This is a genomic window from Isoptericola sp. GX10416 (genome assembly GCF_056590155.1).
Genome location: NZ_JBWPVO010000004.1, coordinates 64,523 through 89,233, shown reverse-complemented (window position 1 = coordinate 89,233; position 24,711 = coordinate 64,523). Strand labels below are relative to the sequence as shown.

At 72.8% G+C, this 24,711-nt stretch carries 22 protein-coding genes; 18 read left to right on the top strand and 4 right to left on the bottom strand.

Annotation, left to right across the window (positions count from 1 at the left end; translation table 11 throughout):
* Positions 1 to 12: 12 nt before the first annotated feature.
* The 4 genes from ACWAT2_RS08120 (at position 13) to ACWAT2_RS08105 (ending at position 3,663) form a co-directional block, all read left to right on the top strand.
* Positions 13 to 2,337: a M15 family metallopeptidase gene (locus ACWAT2_RS08120; protein WP_402374680.1), complete on the top strand. Its 2,325-nt coding sequence runs from the start codon at positions 13 to 15 to the stop codon at positions 2,335 to 2,337.
* The gene (locus ACWAT2_RS08115) at positions 2,334 to 2,669 is read left to right on the top strand and encodes a DUF2087 domain-containing protein (protein ID WP_402374678.1); all 336 of its coding nucleotides are present in this window, start codon (positions 2,334 to 2,336) and stop codon (positions 2,667 to 2,669) included. Before ACWAT2_RS08120 ends, ACWAT2_RS08115 begins: the two co-directional genes overlap by 4 nt.
* The gene (locus ACWAT2_RS08110; protein ID WP_402374676.1) at positions 2,669 to 3,163 is read left to right on the top strand and encodes an aminoacyl-tRNA deacylase; all 495 of its coding nucleotides are present in this window, start codon (positions 2,669 to 2,671) and stop codon (positions 3,161 to 3,163) included. The genes ACWAT2_RS08115 and ACWAT2_RS08110 overlap by 1 nt, the downstream gene beginning before the upstream one ends.
* A 128-nt stretch (positions 3,164 to 3,291) precedes the next feature.
* The gene (locus ACWAT2_RS08105; protein WP_402374674.1) at positions 3,292 to 3,663 is read left to right on the top strand and encodes an STAS domain-containing protein; all 372 of its coding nucleotides are present in this window, start codon (positions 3,292 to 3,294) and stop codon (positions 3,661 to 3,663) included.
* Between the two features lie 13 nt (positions 3,664 to 3,676).
* On the opposite strand, the gene ACWAT2_RS08100 is transcribed toward ACWAT2_RS08105, so the two are convergent.
* Positions 3,677 to 4,720, bottom strand: a complete 1,044-nt coding sequence (locus tag ACWAT2_RS08100; RefSeq protein WP_402374672.1) for a LacI family DNA-binding transcriptional regulator — start codon at positions 4,718 to 4,720, stop codon at positions 3,677 to 3,679.
* 60 nt (positions 4,721 to 4,780) lie between these two features.
* Here ACWAT2_RS08100 and ACWAT2_RS08095 point away from each other — a divergent pair, with 60 nt between their 5' ends.
* The 10 genes from ACWAT2_RS08095 to ACWAT2_RS08050 all read left to right on the top strand — a co-directional run bounded on the left by ACWAT2_RS08095 (position 4,781) and on the right by ACWAT2_RS08050 (position 15,064).
* Positions 4,781 to 6,310 carry an alpha-N-arabinofuranosidase gene (locus ACWAT2_RS08095; RefSeq protein WP_402374670.1) on the top strand — a complete coding sequence of 510 codons (1,530 nt, stop codon included), beginning with the start codon at positions 4,781 to 4,783 and terminating at the stop codon, positions 6,308 to 6,310.
* Positions 6,311 to 6,428: 118 nt separating this feature from the next.
* Positions 6,429 to 7,562, top strand: coding sequence for a winged helix DNA-binding domain-containing protein (locus ACWAT2_RS08090; protein WP_402374668.1), 1,134 nt, complete (start codon positions 6,429 to 6,431; stop codon positions 7,560 to 7,562).
* A gap of 4 nt (positions 7,563 to 7,566) precedes the next feature.
* On the top strand, positions 7,567 to 8,820 hold the full coding sequence (locus ACWAT2_RS08085) for an FAD-binding protein (protein WP_402374666.1): 1,254 nt from the start codon (positions 7,567 to 7,569) through the stop codon (positions 8,818 to 8,820).
* An 86-nt stretch (positions 8,821 to 8,906) separates the two neighbouring features.
* Positions 8,907 to 10,481: a sodium-dependent transporter gene (locus ACWAT2_RS08080; RefSeq protein WP_402374664.1), complete on the top strand. Its 1,575-nt coding sequence runs from the start codon at positions 8,907 to 8,909 to the stop codon at positions 10,479 to 10,481.
* Positions 10,478 to 10,645 (top strand): methionine/alanine import family NSS transporter small subunit, encoded by a 168-nt coding sequence (locus ACWAT2_RS08075; protein ID WP_402374662.1) that lies wholly within the window; start codon positions 10,478 to 10,480, stop codon positions 10,643 to 10,645. The genes ACWAT2_RS08080 and ACWAT2_RS08075 overlap by 4 nt, the downstream gene beginning before the upstream one ends.
* 115 nt (positions 10,646 to 10,760) lie before the next feature.
* On the top strand, positions 10,761 to 11,315 hold the full coding sequence (locus ACWAT2_RS08070) for a hypothetical protein (protein WP_480048762.1): 555 nt from the start codon (positions 10,761 to 10,763) through the stop codon (positions 11,313 to 11,315).
* A 145-nt stretch (positions 11,316 to 11,460) separates the two neighbouring features.
* Positions 11,461 to 12,129, top strand: coding sequence for a hypothetical protein (locus ACWAT2_RS08065; protein ID WP_402374658.1), 669 nt, complete (start codon positions 11,461 to 11,463; stop codon positions 12,127 to 12,129).
* A gap of 148 nt (positions 12,130 to 12,277) precedes the next feature.
* Positions 12,278 to 13,231 (top strand): ABC transporter substrate-binding protein, encoded by a 954-nt coding sequence (locus ACWAT2_RS08060; protein WP_402374656.1) that lies wholly within the window; start codon positions 12,278 to 12,280, stop codon positions 13,229 to 13,231.
* A gap of 1 nt (position 13,232) precedes the next feature.
* Entirely contained in the window at positions 13,233 to 14,237 is a 1,005-nt protein-coding gene (locus ACWAT2_RS08055) for an amino acid ABC transporter permease (RefSeq protein ID WP_402374654.1), read from the top strand.
* Complete coding sequence (locus tag ACWAT2_RS08050; protein ID WP_402374652.1) at positions 14,234 to 15,064, top strand: amino acid ABC transporter ATP-binding protein; 831 nt, start codon at positions 14,234 to 14,236, stop codon at positions 15,062 to 15,064. Before ACWAT2_RS08055 ends, ACWAT2_RS08050 begins: the two co-directional genes overlap by 4 nt.
* A 47-nt stretch (positions 15,065 to 15,111) precedes the next feature.
* Here ACWAT2_RS08050 and ACWAT2_RS08045 read toward each other — a convergent pair whose 3' ends face one another.
* Positions 15,112 to 15,852 carry a hypothetical protein gene (locus ACWAT2_RS08045; RefSeq protein ID WP_402374650.1) on the bottom strand — a complete coding sequence of 247 codons (741 nt, stop codon included), beginning with the start codon at positions 15,850 to 15,852 and terminating at the stop codon, positions 15,112 to 15,114.
* Between the two features lie 182 nt (positions 15,853 to 16,034).
* Between ACWAT2_RS08045 and ACWAT2_RS08040 the strand changes: the two genes are divergently transcribed.
* From ACWAT2_RS08040 to ACWAT2_RS08030, 3 genes are all read left to right on the top strand, one after another.
* Positions 16,035 to 16,568: an RNA polymerase sigma factor gene (locus ACWAT2_RS08040; RefSeq protein WP_402374648.1), complete on the top strand. Its 534-nt coding sequence runs from the start codon at positions 16,035 to 16,037 to the stop codon at positions 16,566 to 16,568.
* Positions 16,565 to 17,359: a hypothetical protein gene (locus tag ACWAT2_RS08035; RefSeq protein ID WP_402374646.1), complete on the top strand. Its 795-nt coding sequence runs from the start codon at positions 16,565 to 16,567 to the stop codon at positions 17,357 to 17,359. The genes ACWAT2_RS08040 and ACWAT2_RS08035 overlap by 4 nt, the downstream gene beginning before the upstream one ends.
* A 100-nt stretch (positions 17,360 to 17,459) precedes the next feature.
* Positions 17,460 to 17,939 carry a hypothetical protein gene (locus ACWAT2_RS08030; RefSeq protein ID WP_402374644.1) on the top strand — a complete coding sequence of 160 codons (480 nt, stop codon included), beginning with the start codon at positions 17,460 to 17,462 and terminating at the stop codon, positions 17,937 to 17,939.
* Between the two features lie 10 nt (positions 17,940 to 17,949).
* Here ACWAT2_RS08030 and ACWAT2_RS08025 read toward each other — a convergent pair whose 3' ends face one another.
* Both ACWAT2_RS08025 and ACWAT2_RS08020 read right to left on the bottom strand, forming a co-directional pair.
* Positions 17,950 to 19,932 (bottom strand): ABC1 kinase family protein, encoded by a 1,983-nt coding sequence (locus ACWAT2_RS08025; RefSeq protein WP_402374642.1) that lies wholly within the window; start codon positions 19,930 to 19,932, stop codon positions 17,950 to 17,952.
* A 60-nt stretch (positions 19,933 to 19,992) separates the two neighbouring features.
* Positions 19,993 to 20,934: an excalibur calcium-binding domain-containing protein gene (locus ACWAT2_RS08020; protein ID WP_402374640.1), complete on the bottom strand. Its 942-nt coding sequence runs from the start codon at positions 20,932 to 20,934 to the stop codon at positions 19,993 to 19,995.
* Between the two features lie 86 nt (positions 20,935 to 21,020).
* Between ACWAT2_RS08020 and ACWAT2_RS08015 the strand changes: the two genes are divergently transcribed.
* Positions 21,021 to 24,695: a TM0106 family RecB-like putative nuclease gene (locus ACWAT2_RS08015; protein ID WP_402374638.1), complete on the top strand. Its 3,675-nt coding sequence runs from the start codon at positions 21,021 to 21,023 to the stop codon at positions 24,693 to 24,695.
* Positions 24,696 to 24,711 lie beyond the last annotated feature (16 nt).

The following is a 24,711-nucleotide window of genomic DNA, read 5'->3' as shown; positions in this document are numbered from 1 at the left end:
TGGTGTGCGAGGATGCGTCGTGCAGCACAGCGGCTGGCAGAAGGGTTCCGCGTGGCGGTCGAGAAGAACGGTGACCTGGGAGGACGTGACGCCGAGAGCGTCGACGGCTCCGCGCCGCGCCGGCCCGCGTCCGCCGAGCGAGGCCGCTCGGTCCTGCGCACCGTCGGCGCCGGTGCGGCTGCTCTGACCTTCGCCGCCGGCATCATGGCCGGCTCGGTCTCCGACCTTCCCTGGAACGACTTCACCGAGCACCCTGAGTTCACTGCGCCCGTCGACACCGAGCCGGTGGTCGTGGGCGTCGTCGGCGCCTCGACGTCGACCGGCCCGAAGACGGTGGGCCAGATCCTCGACGTGGTCGAGCGGGCCGAGCTGGCCGCCGTGGACTCGGGCCGCGCGCTCGACCCAGAGGTGCAGCAGGCCGCAGCGGAGCTCGGCACCCTGCTGAGCATCTACGTCGCCCAGCGGGACGCCGCCGTCGCGCCACGGGTCGGCGTCCCCCAGCAGCGCGAGGACGTCGCCGACGCCGTACCGGACGAGCCCGCCGACGAACCGACGGCGCCGGACCCGGCCGGCGAGCCCGCGGGCGACGTCCCCTTCGGCGACCCCGAGGACTTCGGCAGCGACGAGCTGCGGCCGCCCGCCGAGGTCGACGAGCCCGCGGACGACGACGGCGGGTCGGTGCGCCCGGAGGACCTCGCGGACGCCGGGGACCCCGAGATCGAGTACGGCGCGGCCGGTGACACCGGTGGGCCGCGGTCGACGGCGGACCTGGAGCCCATCGAGCCGGTCGACGTGCCGAGCCTCCGGCTCCCCACGCTGGACCAGCTGCTCCAGGGCGACGGGGCGCTGCGGGTCGCGAGCCCGGTCCTGCCGGACGACGGCGCAGCAGGGGGCGGTTCCGGGTCCGACGAGGAGGACGCCTCGGCCGAGCCGGAGATGCCCTCGACGGCCGGCGGCTTCGGCGGTGCCGAGGAGCCCGATGCCGAGGAGCCCGGTGCCGAGGAGACGCTCGGGGTGGAGGGCGACGTCGAGCACGAGCACGTGGACGACGCCGTCACGTTCGACGACGTGGTGGTGGCGGCGACGCGTCTTTCCACGCTCCTCGACCCGGCGGCAGCGGGCTACGTCGTCGACATCCGCCCGTCGGTCACCGAGCTGCCCGACGGGACCTTCGTGCTGAGCGACGGCACCCCGGTCACCGCGGGCGGCCTCCCGCTGGACGCCGCGGCCAACTCGCTGTCGCAGGCGCTGCGCTCGGTCGTCGATCAGCACGCCACATCGACGGCGGGCTACAGCAACGGCCGGATCCCCACGTCGGTGCTGTGCGCCGTCCCGTGGGCGCCCGGCCACATGCTCCGGTGCGACGCCGCGCTGCAGCTCGAAGCGCTCAACGAGGCCTACCGCGCACGGTTCGGCACGAACATCCCCATCACGGACTCCTACCGCTCGTACGCCTCACAGGTCGCGGTGCGTGCAGCGAAGCCCCACCTGGCCGCCGTGCCCGGCACGTCGAACCATGGCTGGGGTCTCGCCCTGGACCTCTCCACCCCGATCTCGGGCGGCCGGTCCGCCGAGTACGCGTGGCTGCGGGTCAACGGGCCGGACTACGGCTGGGACAACCCCGCCTGGGCGCGCCTCGACGGCAGCAAGCCCGAGCCGTGGCACTTCGAGTTCTTCGCCGCGGGCCCGATCCCGGACCGCGCCACCTCGACGGACGACTTCGCCACGGACGGCGGCTCCTCCACCGGTGGCGGGTCGTCGGACGGCAACGGGTCCGGTGGCGACTCGACGGGCGGGTCGGACGGCAAGAAGGACTCCGGGGACTCGAAGGACGGCAAGAAGAAGGACGGCGACAAGAAGAACAAGAAGGACGGCAAGAAGGACAAGAAGGACAAGGGCAAGGACAAGAACAAGAAGGGCAACGGCGACGAGAATAAGGACCCGAAGCCCAAGCCCAAGCCCAAGCCGACGCCCACGCCGACCACGCCGACCAAGCCGCCTGCCGACAAGCCGTCGCCGTCGCCGACACCGACACCGACGGAGCCGACGCCCTCGCCCGAGCCGACCGAGCCGCCCGCCGACGAGCCGTCGCCCGAGCCGACGGAGCCGCCTGCCGACGAGCCGCCCGCCGACGAGCTCTGCGAGGAGGAACCTGCCGCGGAAGAGCAGCCGGCGGACGACAAGCAGCTCGCGGACGAGGAGCGTTCCGAGCAGGAGCCGGACTGCACGGAGGACGACGCGCCCGAGCCGAGGCCGCAGTCGCTCCTGCAGAGCCCTCTGGGACGTGACGACGCGGACTCGGACGACGCCGACGCCCAGGGCCTGAGGATCTCGTGACCGACCAGCAGCCCGCCGGGGACCCTCGCCGGTTCCTGGACGACGGACGGCTCCGGCGCAGCCCGCGACGATGGCGTGACAAGCGGGCCGTCACGCGGTACCTCGCGACGCTCGCGATGCCGCGCCTGCTCGAGCCGTGGACCGAGCGCGAGCTCACGGACCGGCTCGCCGAGCTGGCGGACGATCCGGTCGGTCTGCGCCGCGCCATGATCGATCTCGGGCTGGTCGCCCGGACGCGGGACGGCGCCGAGTACTGGCGCACGGAACGCACGGAGCACGACGGGCCGGTGGACGCGGCGGCGACCGCGCAGCGCGTCCTGGGGGAAGCATGATGACCGGGTCGGACACCGAGGCACGCGCGCGCCGCGGCCTGGTGGCGTCCGGGGTCGAGTTCGAGCTCACCCGGCACGGTCGTGTCGGCTCCCTCGCGGAGGCTGCCACGGCGCGCGGGCTCGAGCCGCACCAGATCCTCAAGACCCTCGTGGTGCGTCGCGGGGCGGACGACTTCCTGTTCGTGCTGGTCCCGGGCGGCCGGACGATCGCCTGGGCACGGCTGAGGTCGCTGCTCGGTGTGAACCGGCTGTCGATGCCGGACGCCGACGTGGCCCGGGAGGTCACGGGCTACGAGCGTGGAACGATCACCCCTTTTGGCGCGTCGACCGCTTGGCCGGTCGTCGCCGACGCCTCCGTCGCCGGTGCGGGGCGCGTGTCGGTCGGTGCGGGAGGTCACGGCGTCGCCGCGACGCTCGACGCCGACGACCTCATCCGGGTGCTCGGCGCCGAGGTCGCTGACGTCACCGACCCGGATCCACCTCCCGGGTCGTGAGCCTCGGGCAATGATCGTCCGGTTCCACTGGACGAATCCACGAGACCGGTGAACACTCGACCATGGCCTTCGACGGGGGGAGAAGCGCCACCACGGTCGCCGACGGCACTACGGGAGCCTGACACCCCATGGATACCGACCACAGCACAGAACTCGAGCCCGACCCTGGGTCCGGCATCGCCTGCCAGCAGCAGGAGGAAGGTACCTACCTGACCTTGTGGGGCGAGGTGGACGCTGCGTTGCGGGAGGCGGCGAGCGACGCGATGGCCACCGTCGTGGCCCGTCGTTCGGCGACCCCGATCGTGCTGGACGTCCGTGACGTCACGTTCCTCGACTCGTCCGGGGTGGCTTTCATCCTGCAGATCTACATGCTCGGCCAGGAGACCGGCTCGCCGGTCCAGCTGCTCGAGCCTTCCGACGCCGTGATCGAGGTGCTCGACATGGTGGGCATGGGTGGCCGCATCCCGATCATCCGTGAGGAGCAGCCCGCCGGCGCCTGACGCTGTCGCGTCCTCAGTCGCGGTCGTCCCGGGTCGTGCCGCGCAGGACGAGGCGCGCGGGTGCCGTGACGTGCTGCGGCACGTCCGCTGCGCCGTCGGCCCCTGCTGCCGGGCCGCGCGCGATCGCGGCCTCGAGGAGCCGCAGCGTCTCGGTGGCCAACCACTCGTGGCCGGGGTCCACCGTCGACAGGGCGGGGACGGTGAACTCGGACGAGGCGAGGTTGTCGAACCCGACCACCTGGACGTCGTCGGGCACCCGCCGTCCGGCCTCGGCGAGACCGGCGAGGACGCCGACGGCGAGGGAGTCGGTGACGGCGAGCACGGCGTCGAGGTCGAGCCCTTCGCGCACGATCCGGCGGACGGCGTCGCGGCCGGAGGTGAGGTCGGCGGGCGCGCGGACGATGAGCTCCGGCGCGGCCTGCACCCCGGCGTCGTCGTGGGCGAGCGACCATCCGAGGGTGCGTGCGGGCATCATGCCGGCCTCGGCGGAGGGTTCGGCGCCGCCGACGACGGCGATGCGGCGCGCTCCGGCGGCCAGCAGGTGCGCGGTCGCGAGGCGGGCGCCGCCGACGTTGTCCATCCGGACGTGGGCGTAGCGGGCGGACATGTCCTGCTCGCCGAGCAGCACGAGGGGGACGGAGGTGTGCATGGCGTCGAGGTCGGCGGCGGTCATCCCGACGGCGGAGAGCACCACGCCGTCGTAGAGCTGCCACCGGGCGCGTGCGCGGGCGACGGCGGCGAGCTCGGCCTCGCGGCTGGCCCCGGTCTGCTCGACGACGAGGTGGCGGTCCTCCGCCGCGAGGAGTCCTGCGAGGCGGGCGGCGAGCTCGCCGAAGTAGGGGTGGTCGAAGTGCGGGACGACGAGCGCGACGGTGTCGGTGCGCCCGGCCCGCAGGTGGCGGGCGGTGAGGTTCAGCTCGTAGCCGAGGTGGGTGGCGGCCTGCTCCACGCGTGACCGGGTGGCGGGGCTGACGCGCCGCCGCCCGGTGAGGACGTTGGAGACGGTCATCGCGGAGACGCCCGCGGCGCGCGCCACGTCGCTCATGGTCGGCCTCACACCGGTCACGGTATCGGTCACCCTCTTTCGTCCCCACGATTATATCGATAAACTGCTCCCATGGAGCAGACGACAGCCATCATCGACCTCGACCTGCCGGGCCCGCGCATCTCCCGGCACGTGTACGGACACTTCGCCGAGCACCTCGGCCGCTGCATCTACGGCGGCTTCTACGTCGGCGAGGACTCCGACATCCCGAACGAGCGCGGCATCCGGTCCGACGTCGTCGAGGCCCTGCGCGCCCTGAACATCCCGAACCTGCGGTGGCCGGGCGGGTGCTTCGCGGACGACTACCACTGGCGCGACGGCATCGGCCCGCGCGAGGACCGCCCCCGGATGGTCAACTCGCACTGGGGCGACGTCGTCGAGGACAACTCGTTCGGCACCCACGAGTTCATGGACCTGTGCGAGCTGCTCGGCACCGAGGCGTACATCGCGGGGAACGTGGGTTCGGGCTCGGTGGCTGAGATGAGCGAGTGGATCGAGTACCTCACCCGCGCCGACGACTCGCCGATGGCCGACCTGCGGCGTCGCAACGGCCGCGACGAGCCGTGGAAGGTGCCGTTCTTCGGCATCGGCAACGAGGCCTGGGGCTGCGGCGGCAACCTGCGCGTCGAGCAGTTCGCGTCGCTGGCGCGCCAGTACTCGACGTACGTGCGCAACCATGCGGGCAACGACGTCTACCGCATCGCGGCGGGCGCCTCGGACGCCGACCTGCACTGGACCGAGGTGCTCATGCAGTCGTTCGACGCGCTGGACCGCGCGGAGGACGCCGGCACCCCCGCCGCGCCCTTCCAGGCCGTCTCGCTGCACTACTACACGATGACCGGCCCGTGGGCGGACAAGGGCTCGGCGACCGAGTTCACCGAGGACGAGTGGTACCTCGCCCTGGAGCGGGCCCGGTACATGGACCACCTGCTCACCCGGCACGGGCAGGTCATGGACCGCTACGACCCGCACAAGCGGGTGGGGCTGGTCGTGGACGAGTGGGGCACCTGGTGGAACGTGGAACCCGGCACCAACCCCGGGTTCCTGTACCAGCAGAACACCCTGCGCGACGCCCTGGTGGCCTCGGTGCACCTCGATGCCTTCCACCGGCACGCCGACCGCGTGGTCATGGCCAACATCGCCCAGACGGTCAACGTGCTGCAGGCGATGCTGCTCACCGACCCGGAGTCCGGTGCGCTGGTCCGCACGCCGAGCTATCACGTGTTCGAGATGAACGCGGGTCACCACGACGCCGACTCACTGGACGTGCACCTGCAGGGCGTGCCCTCCCGGCCCGGCGAGCAGGCCGAGCTGCCGCTGGTCTCGGCGTCGGCGTCGACCCGTGGGAACACGGCGCTGGTCTCGCTGACCAACCTGGACGCGACGGCGGAGCGCACCGTCGTGCTGGACCTGCGCGGCCGTGACGTCGTCGAGCACTCTGCCCGGGTGCTGAGCGCGCCCGGGCTCGCCACGCACAACACGCCGGACGCGCCCGACGCCGTCGCGCCCGTCGCGCTGGAGGCCGTCCGGCCGCACGCGCGTGGCCTCGAGGTGACCCTCCCGGCGCACTCCTACGCGACGCTGAGCCTCACCCTCGCCTGACCCGCAGGGGTTGTGGGCGCGATCTCTGGCCCGATTCGTCCCTTGTGGGGCGTCTGCGGCCCGGCGATCGCGCCCACAACAGCGGCGAGATGTCCGGACCTGGTGGCAGAGTGCCTCCATGAGCGTCGACGCCGTCACGGTCCGCGCCGCCCGGCTCCGGGCCCAGCGCCTGCGCGAGCCCGACCTGCCCGACCTGCCCTCCGCCGTCGGGCACCTGCTCGCCGTCCAGGGACAGGAGCTGCGCCCGACGCTCTGGGGCCTCAGCCGGCGCGTCACGCCCGGCACGCGGCCCGACGAGGCCGCTGCGCTCGGTGCGCTCGACGACGGCGCGGTCCTGCGCACCCACGCCCTGCGGCCCACGTGGCACCTGGTCCGGCCCGACGACGCGCGCTGGCTCCTCGAGCTCACCGCGCCCCGCGTGGCGCGCACGATGGCCTCCACCGAGAAGCAGTGGGGCATCGGCGACCCCACGGCCGCGATCGACGCCGTCGCCGACGAGGTCGCCGTCGGCGCGCGCACCCGCACCGAGCTCGCCACGGCGCTGGTCGCGCGCGGGCTCGTGGCGGACGACGCACCCGGCATCGTCGTCACGCACGTGCTGATGCACGCCGAGCTGCGCGGCGTCGTCGTCAGCGGGCCGACGGCGCAGGGCCGGCACACGTACGTGCCCTTCGACTCGCGCGTCCCGGCCGGGTACGGGCCGCTCGGCAGGCGGTTCGACCGGGAGGCCGCCGTGCTGGAGCTGTGGCGACGGTTCCTGCCCGGCCGCGCCTACGCCACGGCCAAGGACCTCGGCCAGTGGTGCGGGCTGACGCTCGCGGAGCTGCGCGCGGGGCTCGCCGTCCTGCTCGACACGGGCGAGGCGGTCATGGTCCCCGGCAGCGGCGACCTCGACGGCCTGCTGCTCGTCAGCACGCCCGAGCTGCACGACGCCGCCACCCACCCGCCGCCGTCGTCGAGCCCCGTGGTCGACCTGCTCTGTGGGTACGACGAGATCCTGGCCTCCTACCGGGAGACGCGCGGAGTCCTGAGCGACCCGCGCGCGCCGGAACCCGGCCGCATCGGCGCCTTCGTCCACACGGTCGCCGTGGACGGGCTGCTCGCCGCCCGCTGGCGCTGGCCGGCCCGGCCCGCGCGCGACGGCGAGCCCGAGCTGCAGTGGCAGCGCGACCCGACGCCGGCGGAGCGTGCCGCCGTCCGGGACGCGGCGACGGCGCTCGCGACCTACCGGGACGGAGCCGTGGCAGGCTAGGCGCGTGCAGAACTGGGCAGGCAACCTCCACTACGCGGCGCACACCCTCGCGCGGCCGTCCACCCTCGACGAGCTCGCGGCGGTGCTCGCCGCGGCGGGGCCCGTGCGCGCCCTCGGGTCGCGGCACTCGTTCAACGACATCGCCGACACGCCCGGCACGCAGGTCCAGGTGGACCGGCTCGACGACGGCCGCCCGGCCGTCGACCTCGACCCGACAACCGGCGTCGTCTCGGTCAACGCGGGCCTGCGCTACGGCGAGGTCTCCCGCGCCCTGCAGCTCCAGGGGCGCGGGCTGGGCAGCCTGGCCTCCCTGCCGCACATCTCCGTGGCGGGCGCCGTCGCGACGGCGACCCACGGGTCCGGCGACACCAACCAGTCGCTCGCCGGGCCGGTCGTCGGGCTCGAGATCATGACCACGGCGGGTGAGCTGCGCCGGGTCACCCGCGCGAACGACCCGGAGGTGTTCCCGGGCGCCGTCGTCTCCCTCGGGGCGCTCGGGATCGTCACGCGGGTCGAGCTGGAGACCCGGCCGAGCTACGACGTCCGCCAGGACGTCGCCGTCGACGTGCCCTGGGACACCGTGCTCGGCAGCTTCGACGCCCTGACCGGCGCCGCCTACTCCGTCAGCCTCTTCACGAGCTGGGAGGAGTCGTCGGTGCGCCACGTGCTCTTCAAGTCGCTCGTCCCCGAGGGCGCCGGTCAGCGACCCTCGGCGGTGGACGGCCTGCGGTGGGCGACGGACCCGGTGCACCCCCTGCCCGGCGTCGACACCGCCGCCTGCACCGAGCAGCTCGGCGTGCCCGGGCCGTGGCACGAGCGGCTGAGCCACTTCCGGCTGGAGTTCACGCCGTCGTCCGGCAACGAGCTGCAGTCCGAGTACCTGATGCCGCGGCGCCACGCCGTCGCCGCGATCGAGGGCATGCGCAGGCTCGCGCCGCAGGTCGCGCCGCTGCTGCAGACGTGCGAGATCCGCACCGTCGCCGCCGACGACCTGTGGCTCAGCCCGTTCCCCGAGGACTCCGTCGCCCTGCACTTCACGTGGCACCCGCGCGACGCCGAGGTGGCTGCCGTGCTGCCGGCCGTCGAGGACCTCCTGCTGCCGCTGGGCGCCCGGCCGCACTGGGGGAAGGTCTTCGCGATCGATCCCACGCAGCTCGGAGCGCTCTATCCCCGCTTCGGCGACTTCAAGGCGCTGGCGGAGCGGTTCGACCCGGGCGCGCGCCTGCAGGGCGGCTACCTCGCCCGGCTGCTCGGCTGAGCCGTTGCCTGTGCGGGCCGTATCGCGCATGATCGCAGGTGACGTGGTTTGACTCGACGGCGAACGACCCGGAGGCTGTGGGACTCGTGAGTACTGACAAGACGACTGCGGCGCCACGCGAGCAGTTCACCGGACAGGTCGGCTTCATCCTGTCGGCGGTCGGCTCGGCCGTGGGGCTCGGCAACATCTGGCGGTTCCCCGGGGTGGCGTACGAGAACGGCGGTGGGGCCTTCCTGGTCCCCTACCTCGTGGCTCTGCTGACCGCCGGCATCCCGATCCTCTTCCTGGACTACGCGCTGGGCCACCGCTTCCGCGGGGGCGCCCCGCAGGCGTTCCGGCGCGTCAAGGGGTGGCTGGAGAGCCTCGGCTGGTTCCAGGTGATGATCTGCGTGCTGATCGCCGTCTACTACGCGGCCGTGGTCGCCTGGGCTGCGAGCTTCTTCGTCTACTCGTTCGGCCTCGACTGGGGCGACGACCCGGAGGCGTTTTTCTTCGGCGAGCACCTGCAGCTGCCCAAGAGTGCCGGTGTGGACACGGTGCTGACGTTCGATTTCGTCGCCGCCGTCCTCATCCCACTGGTTCTTGTGTGGGTCGCCGTCATCGCGGTCCTCGCGGCCGGGGTGGTCAGGGGCGTCCAGCGTGCCAACGTCGTCTTCATCCCGCTGCTGATCGTCGCCTTCATAGCCCTGGTGGTGCGCGCGCTGACACTCGACGGTGCGGTCGACGGCCTCAACCTGCTCTTCACCCCGAACTGGAGTGCGCTCGGAGACCCGAATGTGTGGATCGCGGCCTACGGGCAGATCTTCTTCTCGTTGTCCGTGGCGTTCGGCATCATGATCACGTACGCCTCGTACCGTCGGCGCCGGTCGAACATGTCCGGACCAGGTCTGGTCGTGGCGTTCTCGAACTCCGGCTTCGAGCTGCTCGCCGGCCTGGGTGTCTTTGCGGCTATCGGATTCTTGGCGGCCGACGCGGGGATGGCAGTGGCGGACCTGAGTATCGCCGGTGTGGGGCTCGCGTTCGTGACGTTCCCGGCCATCGTCTCCGAGATGCCCGCGGGCGCGTTCTTCGGAGCGCTGTTCTTCGGGTCGCTGGTGATGGCGGGGTTCACGTCGCTGGTGTCGATCCTGCAGGTTGTCTCCGCCGCCCTGCAGGAGAAGTTCGCGCTGTCTCGCCGCGCAGCGACGATCGGCCTCGGCGTGGTGCTCGGCACGGTCTCCGTGCTCGGGTTCAGCACCACGACAGGCCTGATCCTGCTCGACACGGCCGACGCGTTCGTCAACAACATCGGCATCGTCGCCTCGGCGATCTTCATGTGCGTGTTCGTGATCTGGTTCTACCGCCGGGGCCCGGAACTGCGCTATCACCTCAACGCGGTCTCGACGTTCCAGGTCGGCCGCTGGTGGTACGTCTGCGTCGGTGCGATCGTCCCGGTGATGCTCATCGTGATGCTGGTCCAGTACGTCATCACGCGGATCAACGAGCCGTACGAGGGCTACGACACCACGTACCTGCTGTTCGCGGGCTGGGGCTCGGTCGCGCTGCTTGTCGTCGGGGCGATCGTGTTCACGCTGCCGCGCTGGCGTGGCCGTGACGAGTTTGCCGCGTGGCCGCCGTACCCGGTCGATACCGTCTCCGAGCAGAAGGGTGCCGTCCGATGACCACCGAAGCGATCCTCATGATGGCCGTGGCCATGGTGATCATCTGGGGAGGGCTGATCGTCAGCATCCTCGCCCTCCGCGCCCGTCCCGAGAGCGCCGACCTCCCGCCGGGCGGCGAGGACGACCATCGCGAGGACGCGGGGATCATCGAGCACGACACGTAGACCACTCCTCCGTTCGGGTGGCCGACCCGTCGAGTCGACGCTAATCTCACCTCCCGGAGGACACCGTCCTCATGTCTCCTTTGTCGAGACAACTACACATGCGAGGAGATGTGAGATGAATGGTGTCAAGCGAGGCGCTGCGGTAGTGCTTGCTGCGGCGCTGGTGTTCGGTACGGGTGCGGCCGGGTCGGCCGCCGCGGACCCCGTGCGTTCCCAGCCCGCCGCTGTTGTGGAGGCTGCACCGACGAACGTCTCCGGGTGCATTGCGTGCGTCGGTGGAGCGGGACGCCAGACCAGGAAGGTATCCGGCCCGGTCTACGTCAACAAGAAGTTCGTGCGACACCTCACCGGCACCTGGGCCAAGGCAGGCAGCTACAACTGGTCCAAGTCGACAACGGTGGGCGCGAGCCTGACGTCCTCGATCGGCGTCTCGGCCAAGTCCGTCTCCGGATCGCTCGGTGTCACCTCCTCTTACACTGCGACGTGGTCGGTCGGTGGGACCATTCCCGCCAACAAGAAGCGCTACTCGAAGTTGACCCTGCGGTCTGACTACAAGCGCTACTACGTGAAGACCAGAACGTACGTCGGTAAGTCCTACTCCAGTTGGAAGTACTCGTACCTCTACTCCCCGGTCCGCGGTGAGCAGTACCTGACCGTCACCTACAAGTAGAAGGTCACATATGGCGACGCGGCCCCGCATCCCGAGGTCGTTCCTGGTGACGGGCCTCGCCGCCGGAGCGGTAGCCCTGAACTGCGCATGCTCGGCCTCGGGGCAGCCCGAGGTCGAGCATGCGTCGCTGGATGACGGTGGAGCGGTGGCGTTCGCCGTCACCGCAGCTGACGTCGTCGAGAGCGACGAGGGCGGATTCCCGTTGAACCTGCTCTTTGTCGCGCCTCCAGGCGATGCGATCTGGGAGTCTACCGAGTGGGTGGAAATCGCCGGTCATCCCGAGGTAGAGATCGACGAGCTCGAGATCCATCGAGGGACGGTCGGCGAGTTCGAAGGGCTCGGGCAGCGTCGGCTGGGAAACCTCAGCATCACGGTCCCGGTCGACACGGAGACGACGTTCTCGGAGGTGGTCCTGAGCGTCGACGGGGCTCAGCGAAAATACGCGGTGGGCGACGTCCGCATCAGGCCGTACATTCAGGGATCCTTCGAGGCGACGGGTGATGCCACCCTCACAGCCCCTGAGTGCGGGACCTTCACCCAGCGCTTCATAGCCACCGGCGAAGACACCGTCACGCCGGTGGTCGCCAACAACGGGGCCGCGGGCATCGAGATCACCGGTACCGCGACCCTGCAGGGCGAAGAGCTGCGGGCCGAGGTCGACGTCGAGTGCTCCGGCGCTGACGTATACATCTTCACACCCTTGCTGGAGGTCGGCCCGCCATCGGCGAGCGAGGCGCTAGTCATGGACACGGTGAGCGTCGGCACGCAGCCGACGGGCGAGACGATCTACTCCATGGCAACGCGTCCTGGTTGATCTGGCGGGCCCCGGCGCGGGGCGTGACGCACGTCATGCCTGGCCGGTTTGGACCCACGCGGAATAGGTATGCATACTCCTGCATAGACGTTGATCGCCCGGACCGGGTCTCGGCGTCGTCCCCTCCCGCGACCCCTCGGAGACCGTCATGCGCGCCCGCCCCGCCAAGTCCCTGTCCGTGCTCGCCGTCGGCGCCCTGGGCGCCGGCCTGCTCGCCGGCTGCACCACCGCCTCGCAGGACCTGGGGTCCGCGTCGGGCGACGCCGCCGCTCAGGACGGCGCGGGGGAGTCCGGGGCCACCCAGGGCTACGACGTCTCCGGCATCGAGGCCGACGCCGACCTGGCCGCCCTCGTCCCGGAGGAGGTCGCCGCCGACGGCGTGCTGACCGTGGGCGCCGAGCTGTCCTACGCGCCGGCGGAGTTCGTCGCGCCCGACGGCGTCACCCCGGTCGGGTTCGACGTCGACATCGCCGGTGCGGTCGCCGCGACGCTGGGCCTCGAGGCCGAGGTGGAGCCCTCCACGTTCGACGCGATCATCCCCGCCGTCGGCACCAAGTACGAGGTCGGCGTCTCCGGTTTCACGATCGACGCCGAGCGCCTGCAGGTGGCGCACATGGTCAGCTACTTCGACGCGGGTTCCCAGCTCGCCGTGGCGGCCGGCAACCCGGACGGGGTCGACGCGACCGACCTGTGCGGCGTCGTCGTCGGCGTGCAGACGGGCACCGTGCAGCAGAGCGAGCTCGAGACGGTCTCGGCCGACTGCGAGGCCGCCGGCTCCGAGGTCGTCGAGGTGCTGCCCTACGACTCGCAGGCCGACGTCACCACGAACCTCGTCGGCGGCAAGGTCCAGGCCATGTACGCGGACTCGCCCGTCACCGCGTACGCCGTGGACCAGGCGGACGGCCAGCTCGAGACCCTCGGCGACATCACCGACGCCGCCCCGTACGGCGTCGTGGTCTCGCACGACGACACCGAGCTGGCCGAGGCCGTCCAGGCTGCGCTGCAGCAGCTCATGGACGACGGCACGCTGACGGCGATCCTCGACGCGTGGGGCAACGCCGACGGCGCGCTGGCCACCGCCGAGCTCGACCCCGGCGTCTGACATGACGGCCGAGACCCCGCAACCGGGCGCCTCGCAGCCCGGCTCCCCGCTGCCCGAGCCCCTGCGCGCCCGGCCCGTCCGGCGGCCGGGCCGCTGGGTGTCCGGGGCGATCGTCCTCGTGCTCGCCGCGATGGTCGTCAACGCCCTGGTGACCAACCCGAACTTCCGGTGGGACACCGTCTGGCTGTACCTGCGCGACGTCAACGTGGTGCGCGGCGTGGGCTGGACGCTCGTGCTGACGTTCGGGTCCATGGCCATCGCCGTGGTGCTGGCGGTGCTGCTCGCGGTGATGCGCCGCAGCGACAACCCGGTCATGCGGTGGGTCTCGTGGTGCTACATCTGGTTCTTCCGCGGCACCCCGATCTACACCCAGCTCGTGTTCTGGGGGCTGATCTCGGTGCTGTACCCGCGCCTGAGCCTGGGCATCCCGTTCGGCCCCGAGCTGCTGGTCTTCGATACCCGCACGGTCATCACCGCGTTCTGGGCGGCCCTGGTCGGGCTGGCGCTCAACGAGGCGGCCTACCTCGCCGAGATCGTGCGCGCGGGGCTGGGGTCGGTGGACGCGGGCCAGGCCGAGGCGGCGCGTGCGCTCGGCATGAAGGAGAGCAGGATCCTGCGCCGTGTCGTGCTGCCGCAGGCCATGCGGGTCATCGTGCCGCCCACCGGCAACGAGACGATCTCGATGCTCAAGACCACATCGCTGGTGGTCGCGGTGCCGTTCACGCTGGAGATCACGTACGCGACCAGCGCCATCGGCTCGCGCACGTTCGAGCCGATCCCGCTGCTGATCGTGGCGGCCCTGTGGTACCTGCTCATCACGTCGGTCCTCATGGTCGGCCAGCACCACCTCGAGCAGCACTACGGGCGCGGGTTCGACGACGGTGCGCGGCCCGGCCGGGGCGGCGGCCCCGGCCGCCGACGGCGGAACCGGCGGCCGAGCAGGCAGGCCGCGATCCGTGCGGCCGGCACCACCCGTGACGACCCGTTTGCCGAGGTGACCCCATGACCGACGTCCAGGCGACCCCCGCACCGACGGCGTCGGACGTGGCGGCCGAGAAGGCGCCGATGGTCGAGGCCCGCGACGTGCACAAGGTGTTCGGCCACGGCAGCGACGGGCTGCACGTGCTGCGCGGCGTCGACCTCGCGGTGCCGCGGGGCTCGGTGATGGTGATCCTGGGACCCTCGGGCTCCGGGAAGTCCACGCTGCTGCGCTGCCTCAACGAGCTGGAGGAGATCACCGCGGGCTCGGTGCACGTCGACGGCGAGCGGCTCGGCTACCGCCGGGACGCCAAGGGCGTGCTGCACCGGCTGCACCCCACCCGGATCGCGGCCCAGCGCTCGCGCATCGGGATGGTGTTCCAGCGGTTCCACCTGTTCGGGCACCTGACGGCGCTGGAGAACGTCATGGAGGCGCCCGTGCAGGTGCGCGGGCTGTCGAAGCGGGCGGCGCGCGCCCGCGCGCTGGAGCTGCTGGACCGCGTGGGGCTCACCGACCGCGTGGACCACTACCCGGCGCAGCTCTCCGGCGGTCAGCAGCAGCGCGTGGCGATCGCGCGGGCGCTGGCGATGGACCCCGAGCTGATGCTGTTCGACGAGCCCACCTCGGCTCTCGACCCGGAGCTGGTGGGCGAGGTGCTGGCGGTCATGCAGGACCTCGCGGCGTCGGGCATGACGATGGTCGTGGTGACGCACGAGATCGGGTTCGCCCGGGAGGTCGCCGACCACGTGGTCTTCATGGACGACGGCGTGATCGTCGAGCAGGGGCCGCCGGCCGACGTGCTGGACCGCCCGAGCGAGCCGCGTCTGCAGGAGTTCCTGGCGCACGTGCTCTGAGGCGCGTGCCCGGGGCACGTGCCCCGGGCAGTGCCGGGCAGTGCCGGTCAGAGCCGCGAGCAGGCCGATCCCCAGTCGGTGTGCCCGAACACGACCTTCTTCCAGATGTGTCCCGAGTACCCGGTGGTGGTGGTCTTCGACTTGGAGATGCTGCGCGTCATGCCGCTGCTCCAGGTGGAGCTCGGGCCGGTCAGCCACGTGCTGCCGCGGTAGCAGCTCGACGACGACGCCGAGATCCGGTAGATGCGCAGGAATCCCTTGACGCTGCCGGAGCCCCGGTACTTCCACGAGGCGTAGACCCGCCCGCCGCTCTTGTAGACGCAGGCGGTGCCGGGCCCGTGGGTGCTGCTGCACGAGGTGCCCCGCGACAGCGCCGTCGTGCTGACGTCACCGGTCGCGCCGTCCTCCGCGGAGCTCATGAGGCGCTCCGCCTTCGCTGACGAGCAGTCCTCCACGAGGTCCACGCGGTGGGTGGACAGGTCGTCGGGTGCGCCCATCGCCCGGTTGTAGTCGACGTCGACCTCGTCGGAGATCTCCACCTCCTGCAGCTCGCAGCCACGGGTCGCGGCGTCCGCGTCCCAGTCGGTCGCCTCGGCCTCCGCCCGCTCCTCGGCGGCCCAGGACTCCCAGACGTCGGCGGGGCTGCCCGGTTCCGGCACGCCCGGCAGGTTCTCGTCGGCGGCGACGGCGGCAGGTGCCGACGTCGGCGCGGCAGCCAGGCCGAGTGCGAGGGCGGCGGTGCCGAGGATCGCGACGGCGTGGCGGTGGACGGTCCTGCGTCGGCTCATGTCGTTCTCCTCGCCCTGTCGAGCGTCGTCGTCGATGTCGAGATCGGGTGCGGTGGCGCGTGCACGAGTTGGGTGCGAGCGTACCGGCCGAGACCTCCGGCGCAACAGGTCGTGCCCTACCGTGTAGACATCGCGGCCCTGCCGGCAATGACAGGGTGATGGGTGGAAGAAGGTTGCGGAGCGTGGACGACGCCGAGGCGCAGGAGCGGCTGACCGGGCTGTGGGTCGATCACCACGAGCAGGTCACGCGCTTCGTCGCGCGCCGGGTCGCGCCCGAGCTGGTCGACGATGTCGTCTCCGAGGTCTTCCTCGTCGCGTGGCGGCGGCTGGACGACGTCCCGGCCGACCCCCGGCCGTGGCTCTTCGGGGTGGCGCGCAACGTCCTCGCGACGCACCTGCGCACGCACGGCCGCTGGCGTGCGCTCAACGTGCGGATCGAGCAGCAGCCCACCCTCGTCCGGGAGGGCGCCGACGACGTCGCCGCGGACCGCGCCGACCTGCGCCAGGCCTGGGAGCTCCTCTCCGACGGCGACCGCGAGGTCATCGCGCTGGTCGCCTGGGACGGGCTGACGACGGTCGAGGCCGCCCGCGTGCTCGGCTGCCGGCCCTCCACCTTCTCCGTGCGCCTCACCCGCGCCCGCAAGCGTCTGCTCGCATTCTCCGAGGTGCCGAGCGAGACGGCCGAGGTCCTGCAGAAGCTCCAGGAGGCGCGATGAGGTCCCCGATGCTCGACGAGCTCGCCGAGCTCGACCCGGCACGCGAGCTGCGGGCACCGGGCCACGCCGACGACGACGCCCTGGCCCGGATCCTCGCGCAGCCGCGTGTCGCCCCCGCCGGCGAGCGCCGGCCGGCAGCCCGCCGCCCGGGCCGGGTCGCGGCCGCCGCGAGCGCCGCGGCCGCCGTCGCGGTCGCCGTCGTGGTCACCACGGTCACGCTGGACTCCCCGGCCGCGTACGCGTCGTGGACGCCGGTGCCGGACGCCGTGCCCGAGGCGGAGCAGGAGCTGCGCACCGAGCAGTGCGGTGCCGGGGCGGCCGAGATCGTCGACGGCCCGGACGGACCCGTGGTGCAGGACTCGCCCGTCGAGCCGGTGCTGGTCGACGTGCGCGGCGACTACACGTACGTGGTGATGGCCGGCGAGGGCGCGTACACCGAGTGCTTCGTCACGGCCCCGGCCGACGAGCCCCCGACGGTCGTCACCGCGGGCGCTGCCGGCGTCGACCTCCCCGCCCCGGACGCGCGGGACCTCACGACCCTGCAGCGCGGGACGGCCTCGTGGTCCGAGGGTGACGGCACGGAGGGCGCGCTGACGTCCGCGTTCGGCCAGGCCGGCGACGACGTCGCGGCCGTCGAGCTGACGCTCACCAGCGGCGAGCGGGTCGAGGCGTCGGTGGCCGACGGCTGGTGGGCGGTGTGGGCGCCGGGCGGTGCGGCGCTCGCGGCACGCGCCGAGGTCACCTACACGGACGGGACGACGGTGATGACAGATGTCATGGCAGGTCCGTGACCAGGCCACGTGAACCGGTGCGTCCTCGCACCGGTCCTGGCCTCCGACCGGCCCCAGGATGGTGTCACGTCCTTCCACCACCATCCAGGAGCGCCGAGCCATGATCGAGAACCTGCAGTCCTTCACCGAGTCCCTCCCGCCGCTGCTGCAGTGGGTGGGCGTGATGGTCGCGGGGGCCATCCCGTTCGTCGAGTCCTACGCCGGCTCCGCGCTGGGCGTCCTCGCCGGCCTGAACCCGGCGGTCGCGGTGGCGGCCGCCGTCGTCGGCAACTTGGTCACCATGGTGATCTTCGTGGTGGCGACGGCCCGTGTGCGAACCGCCGCCGTCTCGCGGAGGGAGAAGCCCGACTCCCCTCGTCGCGCGAAGCTCCGTGAGCGGTTCGACCGCTTCGGGGTGCCCGGCGTGAGCCTGCTCGGCCAGACGGTGCTGCCCAGCCAGATCACTGCCGCGGCCATGGTGTCGTTCGGGGCCTCGCGCAACGCCGTGATCGGCTGGCAGATCGTCTCGATCATCCTGTGGGGTGTCCTGTTCGGCGTGCTGGCAGTGATCGGCTCCGACGTGGCGGGATACGGCGTCTGACGCTGGCGGGTCAGCCCGCGTCCTCGTCGTCGGCGCCGCGGAAGATCACCACGAGCAGGCGCATCACGAGGATGACGGACCCGCCGAGCAGTGCGGTCCCGAGCACGTGGAAGATGCCGACCGCGTCGGTCACCATCGGGCCGGGAGCCGCCAGGTAGAGCGCCACGGACATCAGGCCGGCGGTGCAGGCGAGCACCACCAGCAGGGCCTGGTGCCACAGCCGGGTGACGAACCGGCGGTCGGCGGGGTCGGCGAGGAGCCGGACGCCGACCTGCAGCCGGCCGTGCTCGACGGCGTCGGTGATCCGGTCGATCCGGCGGGGCAGACGGCGCAGCACCGGCACCAGCCCGACGAGCTCGGACTCCAGCGTGGCGCGCACCTCCCGCGGGGAGGCGGCCCGGTGCGCCGGCCGCTCGGCGTACCGGCGAGCACCGTCCACCAGGTCGTACTCGTCGCAGATCACCTGCAGCGTGCCTTCGAGGGTGGCCAGCGTGCGGAACGCGGCCGCCACCTGCGGCGGGATGCCGAGCCGGTGCCGGGCGACGAGCTGGAACAGCGCCGCCATCGCAGGTGCGGCCTGCGCCGCGGACGGCCCGGCGTACCGGGCGAGGATCTCCCCGACCTCCTGCTCGATGCGATGCTCGTCGACGACGTCCGGGCGGTCCACCACCTCGAGCAGCGCGTCGGTGACGGCCACCGAGTCGGCCGTCGCCAGCGCCGCGAGCAGCAGCACGAGCTGGTCGCGCGCCCGTGAGCCCAGCCGCCCCACCGAGCCCAGGTCCAGCATCGCCAGGGTGCCGTCGTCCGCGACCAGCAGGTTGCCCGGGTGCAGGTCCACGTGGAACACGCCGTGCGCCACCACCTGGTCCACCACCACGTGCAGCAGGTTCTCCGCGATCGCCCGACGGCGGTCCTCGCCCAGGCGGGCGAGCACCGGTCCCGCCGCCCCGAGCGGCGTGCCCGCCAGGTGTTCCATGACCAGCACGCGGGCCGTGCACAGGTCCGGATCGGCGGCCGGCACGACGATGCCGTCCGACCCCTCGAGCCCCGCCGCGACCGTCGCGAGGTTGTCCCGCTCGACGCGGAAGTCCAGCTCCTCGCGCAGGGCGGCCGCGAAGCCTGCCACCAGGTCCGCCAGCCCGAGGTGCCGCGCCCACGCGGTCCGCGCCGTCAACGTCCGCGCCAGCCGGTCCAGGATGTCCAGGTCACCGGCCACCTGGGAGCCGATCCCCGGGCGCTGCACCTTGACGACGACGGCGCGTCCCGCCGTCGTGCGCGCCGCATGAACCTGGGCGACCGACGCCGAGGCGAGCGGCTCCTGCTCGATCGAGGCGAACACCTGTGTCGGTGGGGCGCCCAGCTCCGCGGTCAGGACCGCCTCGACGGCGGGCCACGGCAGCGGGTCCGCGTCGTCCTGCAGGCGGGACAGCTCCGCGACGAACTCCGGCGGGATGTCGCGGCGGGTGCCGAGCTGCTGGCCGAGCTTGACGAACGTGACCCCGGCGTCCTCCATCGCGCGCCGCACCGAGCGGGCCAGCGCACGGCGGTCCTCCGGCGTCGCGACGCCCCGATGACGTCCACCGCGCAGGAACCGCGCCAGCCCGTGCTGGGCCAGCACCCGCAGGATCCGCAGGTAGCGGCGCGTGCGCCGCGCCCGGCCCCGGAGCCCACGTACGGTGCTGACCGGGCCGGGCAGGGACCCGTTCGGGACCAGCATCTCGATCGCGGCCAGCGCGAACATCGCCACCACCAGCGTGACCACGGACAGCAGCGCGGTGTAGAGCAGCAGGTCGAGGGTGTCGCTGGCCGGGTCGGGGACCGGCATCATGCCCGTCACGAGAGCAGGGCCGAGCGTGATCCCGACCGCCGCGGCGAGCAGCGTGCGCGGCAGACCGAGCCGGACGCCGATCACCCGCCGCACGAACAGGGCGAACAGCAGCAGCGCGATGAGCGCGGACCAGGCGTAGAGCTGGGCTCCGAGGACGTCGACCACCCGTTCACGGTACGGGGGGCCACCGTGGTGCGACATCGGGGATCACCCCGATGTCAGGAACTACTCCCCGGGCTCGCAGGCGACGCCGTTGCCGTTGCCGTCCAGGCTGCCGCGGTAGCCCGGCTGACCCTGGTGGATCGGGGCCGCACCGGCGTCTCGCGCGCCGTTGCAGTCCCAGTACCACCACTGGCCGCCGCCCTGCTGCTCCTGCTGCTGCTGTTGCTGAGCCTGCTGCTCCTGGGCCTGCTGCTCGGCGTCGGCGATCTGGTTCTCCCGGTTCGTGAGCTCGGCGTCGCGGTCCGCGATCGCCGTCTCGCGCTCCTGGAGGTCCTTCTCGAGGCTGTCGAGGGCGGAGGCGCGCTCCTCGAGCGCGGCGCGGTCGGCCTCGACCTGTTCCTGGGCGACCTTGGCCGCCTCGACCTCCCGGGTCGCGTCGGCGACATCCTGCCGGGCGTCGGAGGTCTGCACCATCGAGAACATGACGCCCATGATGATCCCCAGCGCCAGGCAGGCGACGGCCACGCCCGCGACCATCATGGTCGGAGGGCGTCGCTTGCGTACCGCTCTGCCTCCTGCCGCCGGTTCCGTCGCGCTGCGGGACGGCGCGGGGTCGGCGGGGGGTGTCGGGCGACCGAGCGGCTGCACCGGCGTCGTGCCGTGCTCGGTGGGGTGGATCGCGTCCGCCGGAGGAACGGGCGGGGGCGCCGGCGCCGGTGGCGGGGCAGGCGCGGGCTCGGCAGCAGCGGGCCGCACGGCGGGCGGCGGGGCGGCGGCCGGCGACGCCGTGACCGGCGCGAGCACCGACGTCGCGCCGACGTCCTGCGCGGCGGAGGCCGCGGCCGGGGCGAACGAGGGGGCGGGCGCGCCCGCCGTCGGCTCATCGACCCAGTACTCCCAGCCGGGCGGCGCCGGAGGCCACGACGGGTCGGGTGACCAGCCGGCCTCGGGCCGGAACCCGGGAGGGACCTGCCAGCCTGGAGGGGGGTTGAACCGCACGGACATGGGACTCCTTCGAGATCGCGCGGGCCCTACTATGGCGGACGCGACCGCCCGAGGTCCATGTCGGGGGCCACTGGTAGACCTGTGACATGTTCCTGCTGAGCGATGGCGATGGTGGTGACGCGCCGACGGCGACGGCGCCGCGGCTCGTGCACTCGGCGAGCGACCTCGTGGTCGCCGCAGAGTGCGAGCATGCGCTGCTGCGACGCCTCGACGAGGTGCTCGGCCGTGCCCCCGCGCGTCGCCGCGAACGGGACGAGATGCTCGAGCGCACGGCCCTGCTCGGACAATCGCACGAGCAGGCGGTGCTCGACAAGTTCGTGGACCGGTTCGGCTGGGCACAGGGAGACGGCCCGGGCGGCGTGGTGGCGATCGCCCCGCCGCGGCGCATGGAGCACGACGAGCTCGCGGCCGCGCACGCGCGCACCCTGGGAGCCCTCGAGCAGGGCGCCGACGTCGTCTTCCAGGCCGCGTTCTTCGACGGCCGCTTCCACGGCCGGGCCGACTTCCTCGTGCGCGACGGCGGCCCCCGGTACGCGGTCTGGGACACCAAGCTGGCCCGGCGGGAGAAGGTCCGCGCCGTGCTGCAGCTCGCGGCGTACGCCGACCAGCTCCTCGCGGCCGGCGTCGACCCGACGGAGCACGCCCACCTGGTGCTCGGCACCGGGGAGGTCACGAACCATCTGCTCGCCGAGGTGCTGCCGGTGTTCCGGGCGCGCCGGGAGCGGCTGCTCGAGGTGGTCGAGCGGCACGTCGCCGCGGACGCCCCCGTCGAGTGGGACGCACCCGGTCACACGGCCTGCCGTCGTCTGGGGCAGTGCCCGGACTGTGCCGCGGCCGCGGAGGCGCACTCCGACGTCCTGCTCGTCGCCGGGGTCTACGGCCCGCAGCGTGCACGGCTCGGCGAGGCAGGCATCACCACGGTGGAGGCGCTCGCCGGTGCGACGTCACCACCGGAGGGGATGAGCGCCGACCGGTTCGCCGGGCTGCGTCTCCAGGCCGGGCTGCAGCTCGGCACGGAGCCGGGGCACGGGTCGGTCAAGATCGAGACCGACGACGGCCCGGCCGAGCTGCGGTGGGCGCTCACCGACCCGCGATCGGTCGAGCGGCTGCCCCCGCCCAGCGAGGGAGACGTCTTCTTCGACTTCGAGGGTGATCCGCTGTGGACACCGCCCGACGGCGCGGGCGCCCCGGCGGCGTCCGGCATCGACTACCTGTTCGGCTGGGTCACACGCGACCTCGACGCGGAAGGGCGCCCGGCGTTCCACGCGCTGTGGGCCGACTCGCTGGCCGACGAGTCCCGCGCCCTCGTCGCGTTCGTGGACGAGATGGCTGAGCGTCGCCGTCGATGGCCGGACTTGCACATCTACCACTACGCGGCGTACGAACGGACGCACCTGCTGTCCATCGCGGCGCGCCACGGCGTCTACGAGGAAGAGGTCGACGAGCTCCTGCGGGCCGGCGTGCTCGTCGACCTGTACGCCACCGTGCGGGCCGGGCTGCGCATCTCGCACCGGTCCCGCTCGATCAAGAAGCTCGAACCGCTGTACATGCGCGACGAGGCGGCACGCTCCGGAGTCACGGACGCCGCCGCCTCCGTGGTCGAGTACGCCGAGTACTGCGAGCTCGTCGAGGCGGGCGCGAGCGACGAGGCCGCCGCCCGGCGCGCCGAGATCCTCGACTACAACCGCTACGACTGCCTGTCGACCCTGCGCCTGCTCGACTGGCTGCGCTGGGCGCACGACGAGGTGGTCGGCCCGGTCGAGGTGCCCGTGGCGGCACCGCTCGCCGTCCCCGAGGAGATCACCGTCGACGAGGCGCGGGCCGCCCGCGACCGGCTCGAGGCCGATGTCCGTGCCGCCGTCGAGCACGCGCACCCGCACGACCCGAGGGACGTCGCGGCCGTCCGGGCGCTGAGCCTGCTCGGCGCGAGCGTCGGGTACCACCGCCGCGAGGGCAAGCCGTTCTGGCACGCGCACTTCGCACGCCTCGAGCTGCCCCCCGACGAGTGGCCGGGCCGGCGCTCGGCGTCGGTCGTCGAGTCGTGCCGGGTGCTGCGTGACTGGGAGGTCGAGCCCGGCCGGCGGACGCCGTCGCGCGTGCTCGAGCTGGGCTGCCCGGCCGTCGAGGGCTCCGAGCTGCGGGTCGGCGTCGGGGCGTTCCTCCTCTACGAGGCGCCCGGGCCCGCCGCCGTCGGTGAGATCGGGCCACGAGCGGTGCGCGGATGTCACGGCCGGGTCGAGATCACCGCGGTCCGCCGGGTGTCCGACGACGGCGGCGAGCGGGACGTCTTCACCGTGCGGGAGGCGGTGGGCCGCGACCACGAGCCGCACGCCGAGGCGCCGTCCGCGATCTCCGTCAACGGGTTCGTCCAGGCCAAGCCGCAGGAGTCCGCGACGGCAGAGGCGGCGTCGGCGGCCCTCGAGGCGTGGCGCGCCGGGGAGTCGGAGGGCGCGCCGATGGCCGAACGGCTGCCCCCCGGGCCTATGACCGACCTGCTCCAGCGGCATCCGTCGCGGGTGACCGGCGGCCTGCCGGTCCCGGCGCTCGCCGAGGACGGCGAACCCGACGTCGTGGCAGCGGTCGAGGAGGCCGTCCGGCGCCTCGACCGGTCCTACCTCGCGGTGCAGGGCCCTCCGGGGACCGGCAAGACCTACCTGGCGTCGCACGTCATCGCGGCACTGGTGCGCAGCGGTTGGCGCATCGGCGTCGTGGCGCAGTCGCACGCCGTCGTCGGAAACCTGCTCCACGGCGTCCTAGCGGCGGGCGTGCCGGCCGAGCAGGTCGCCAAGAAGTCGTCGTCGGGCGACCCGGACGACGTCCCCTGGCAGCCGATGTCGCCCGAACCGTTGGAACGGTTCTCCGCGTCGGCCGGTGAGGCGGGCGACGGCTGCGTGGTCGGCGGGACCGCCTGGGACTTCGCGCACGAGCGGTGGCCGGACTCCGGGCTGGACCTCCTGGTAATCGACGAGGCAGGCCAGTTCGCCATCGCGAACACGGTGGCGGTGGCGCGGGCCGCGTCACGGCTGCTGCTGCTCGGCGACCCGCAACAGCTGCCACAGGTCACGCAGGGGAACCATCCCGACCCTGCCGTGGGTGGTTCGGCGCTCGGCTGGCTCGCCGACGGCCACGAGACCCTGCCGGATGGGCTCGGGTACTTCCTGCCCGCGTCCCGCCGCATGCACCCCGACCTGTGCGCCGGAGTCTCCGACCTCGCCTACGACGGCAGGCTCCACGCACACGCCACCGCACGCGGCCGTTCGCTCGACGCTCTCGCACCCGGGGTGCACGAGGTGCTGGTGCCCCACGAGGGCCGCGCGGTGGCCTCGCACGAGGAGGCGGACGCCGTGGTGCGGCAGGTGCGCGCCGTCGTCGGGCGGGAGTGGGTCGGTGCCGCGAACGGCGCGGCCCGGCGGCTCACCCCGACCGACGTCATCGTGGTCGCGGCGTACAACGCGCAGGTCTGGGTCGTGCGTCGCGCGCTGGAGGCGGCAGGGCTCGAGGACGTCCCGGTCGGCACCGTGGACAAGTTCCAGGGCCAGGAGGCACCCGTGGCGATCCTGTCGATGGCGGCTTCCTCCCCGGAGGAGGTGCCGCGCGGCATGGCCTTCCTGCTGAGCCGGAACCGGGTCAACGTGGCCGTCTCGCGGGGACAGTGGTGCGCGATCGTCGTCCGGTCACCGCGGCTGACGGACTACCTGCCGACGTCCGTGCGGGACCTCGAACAGCTCGGCGCGTTCCTCCGCCTCGTCACGCCGAGGTAGTGCGGCTCGCGCCGAG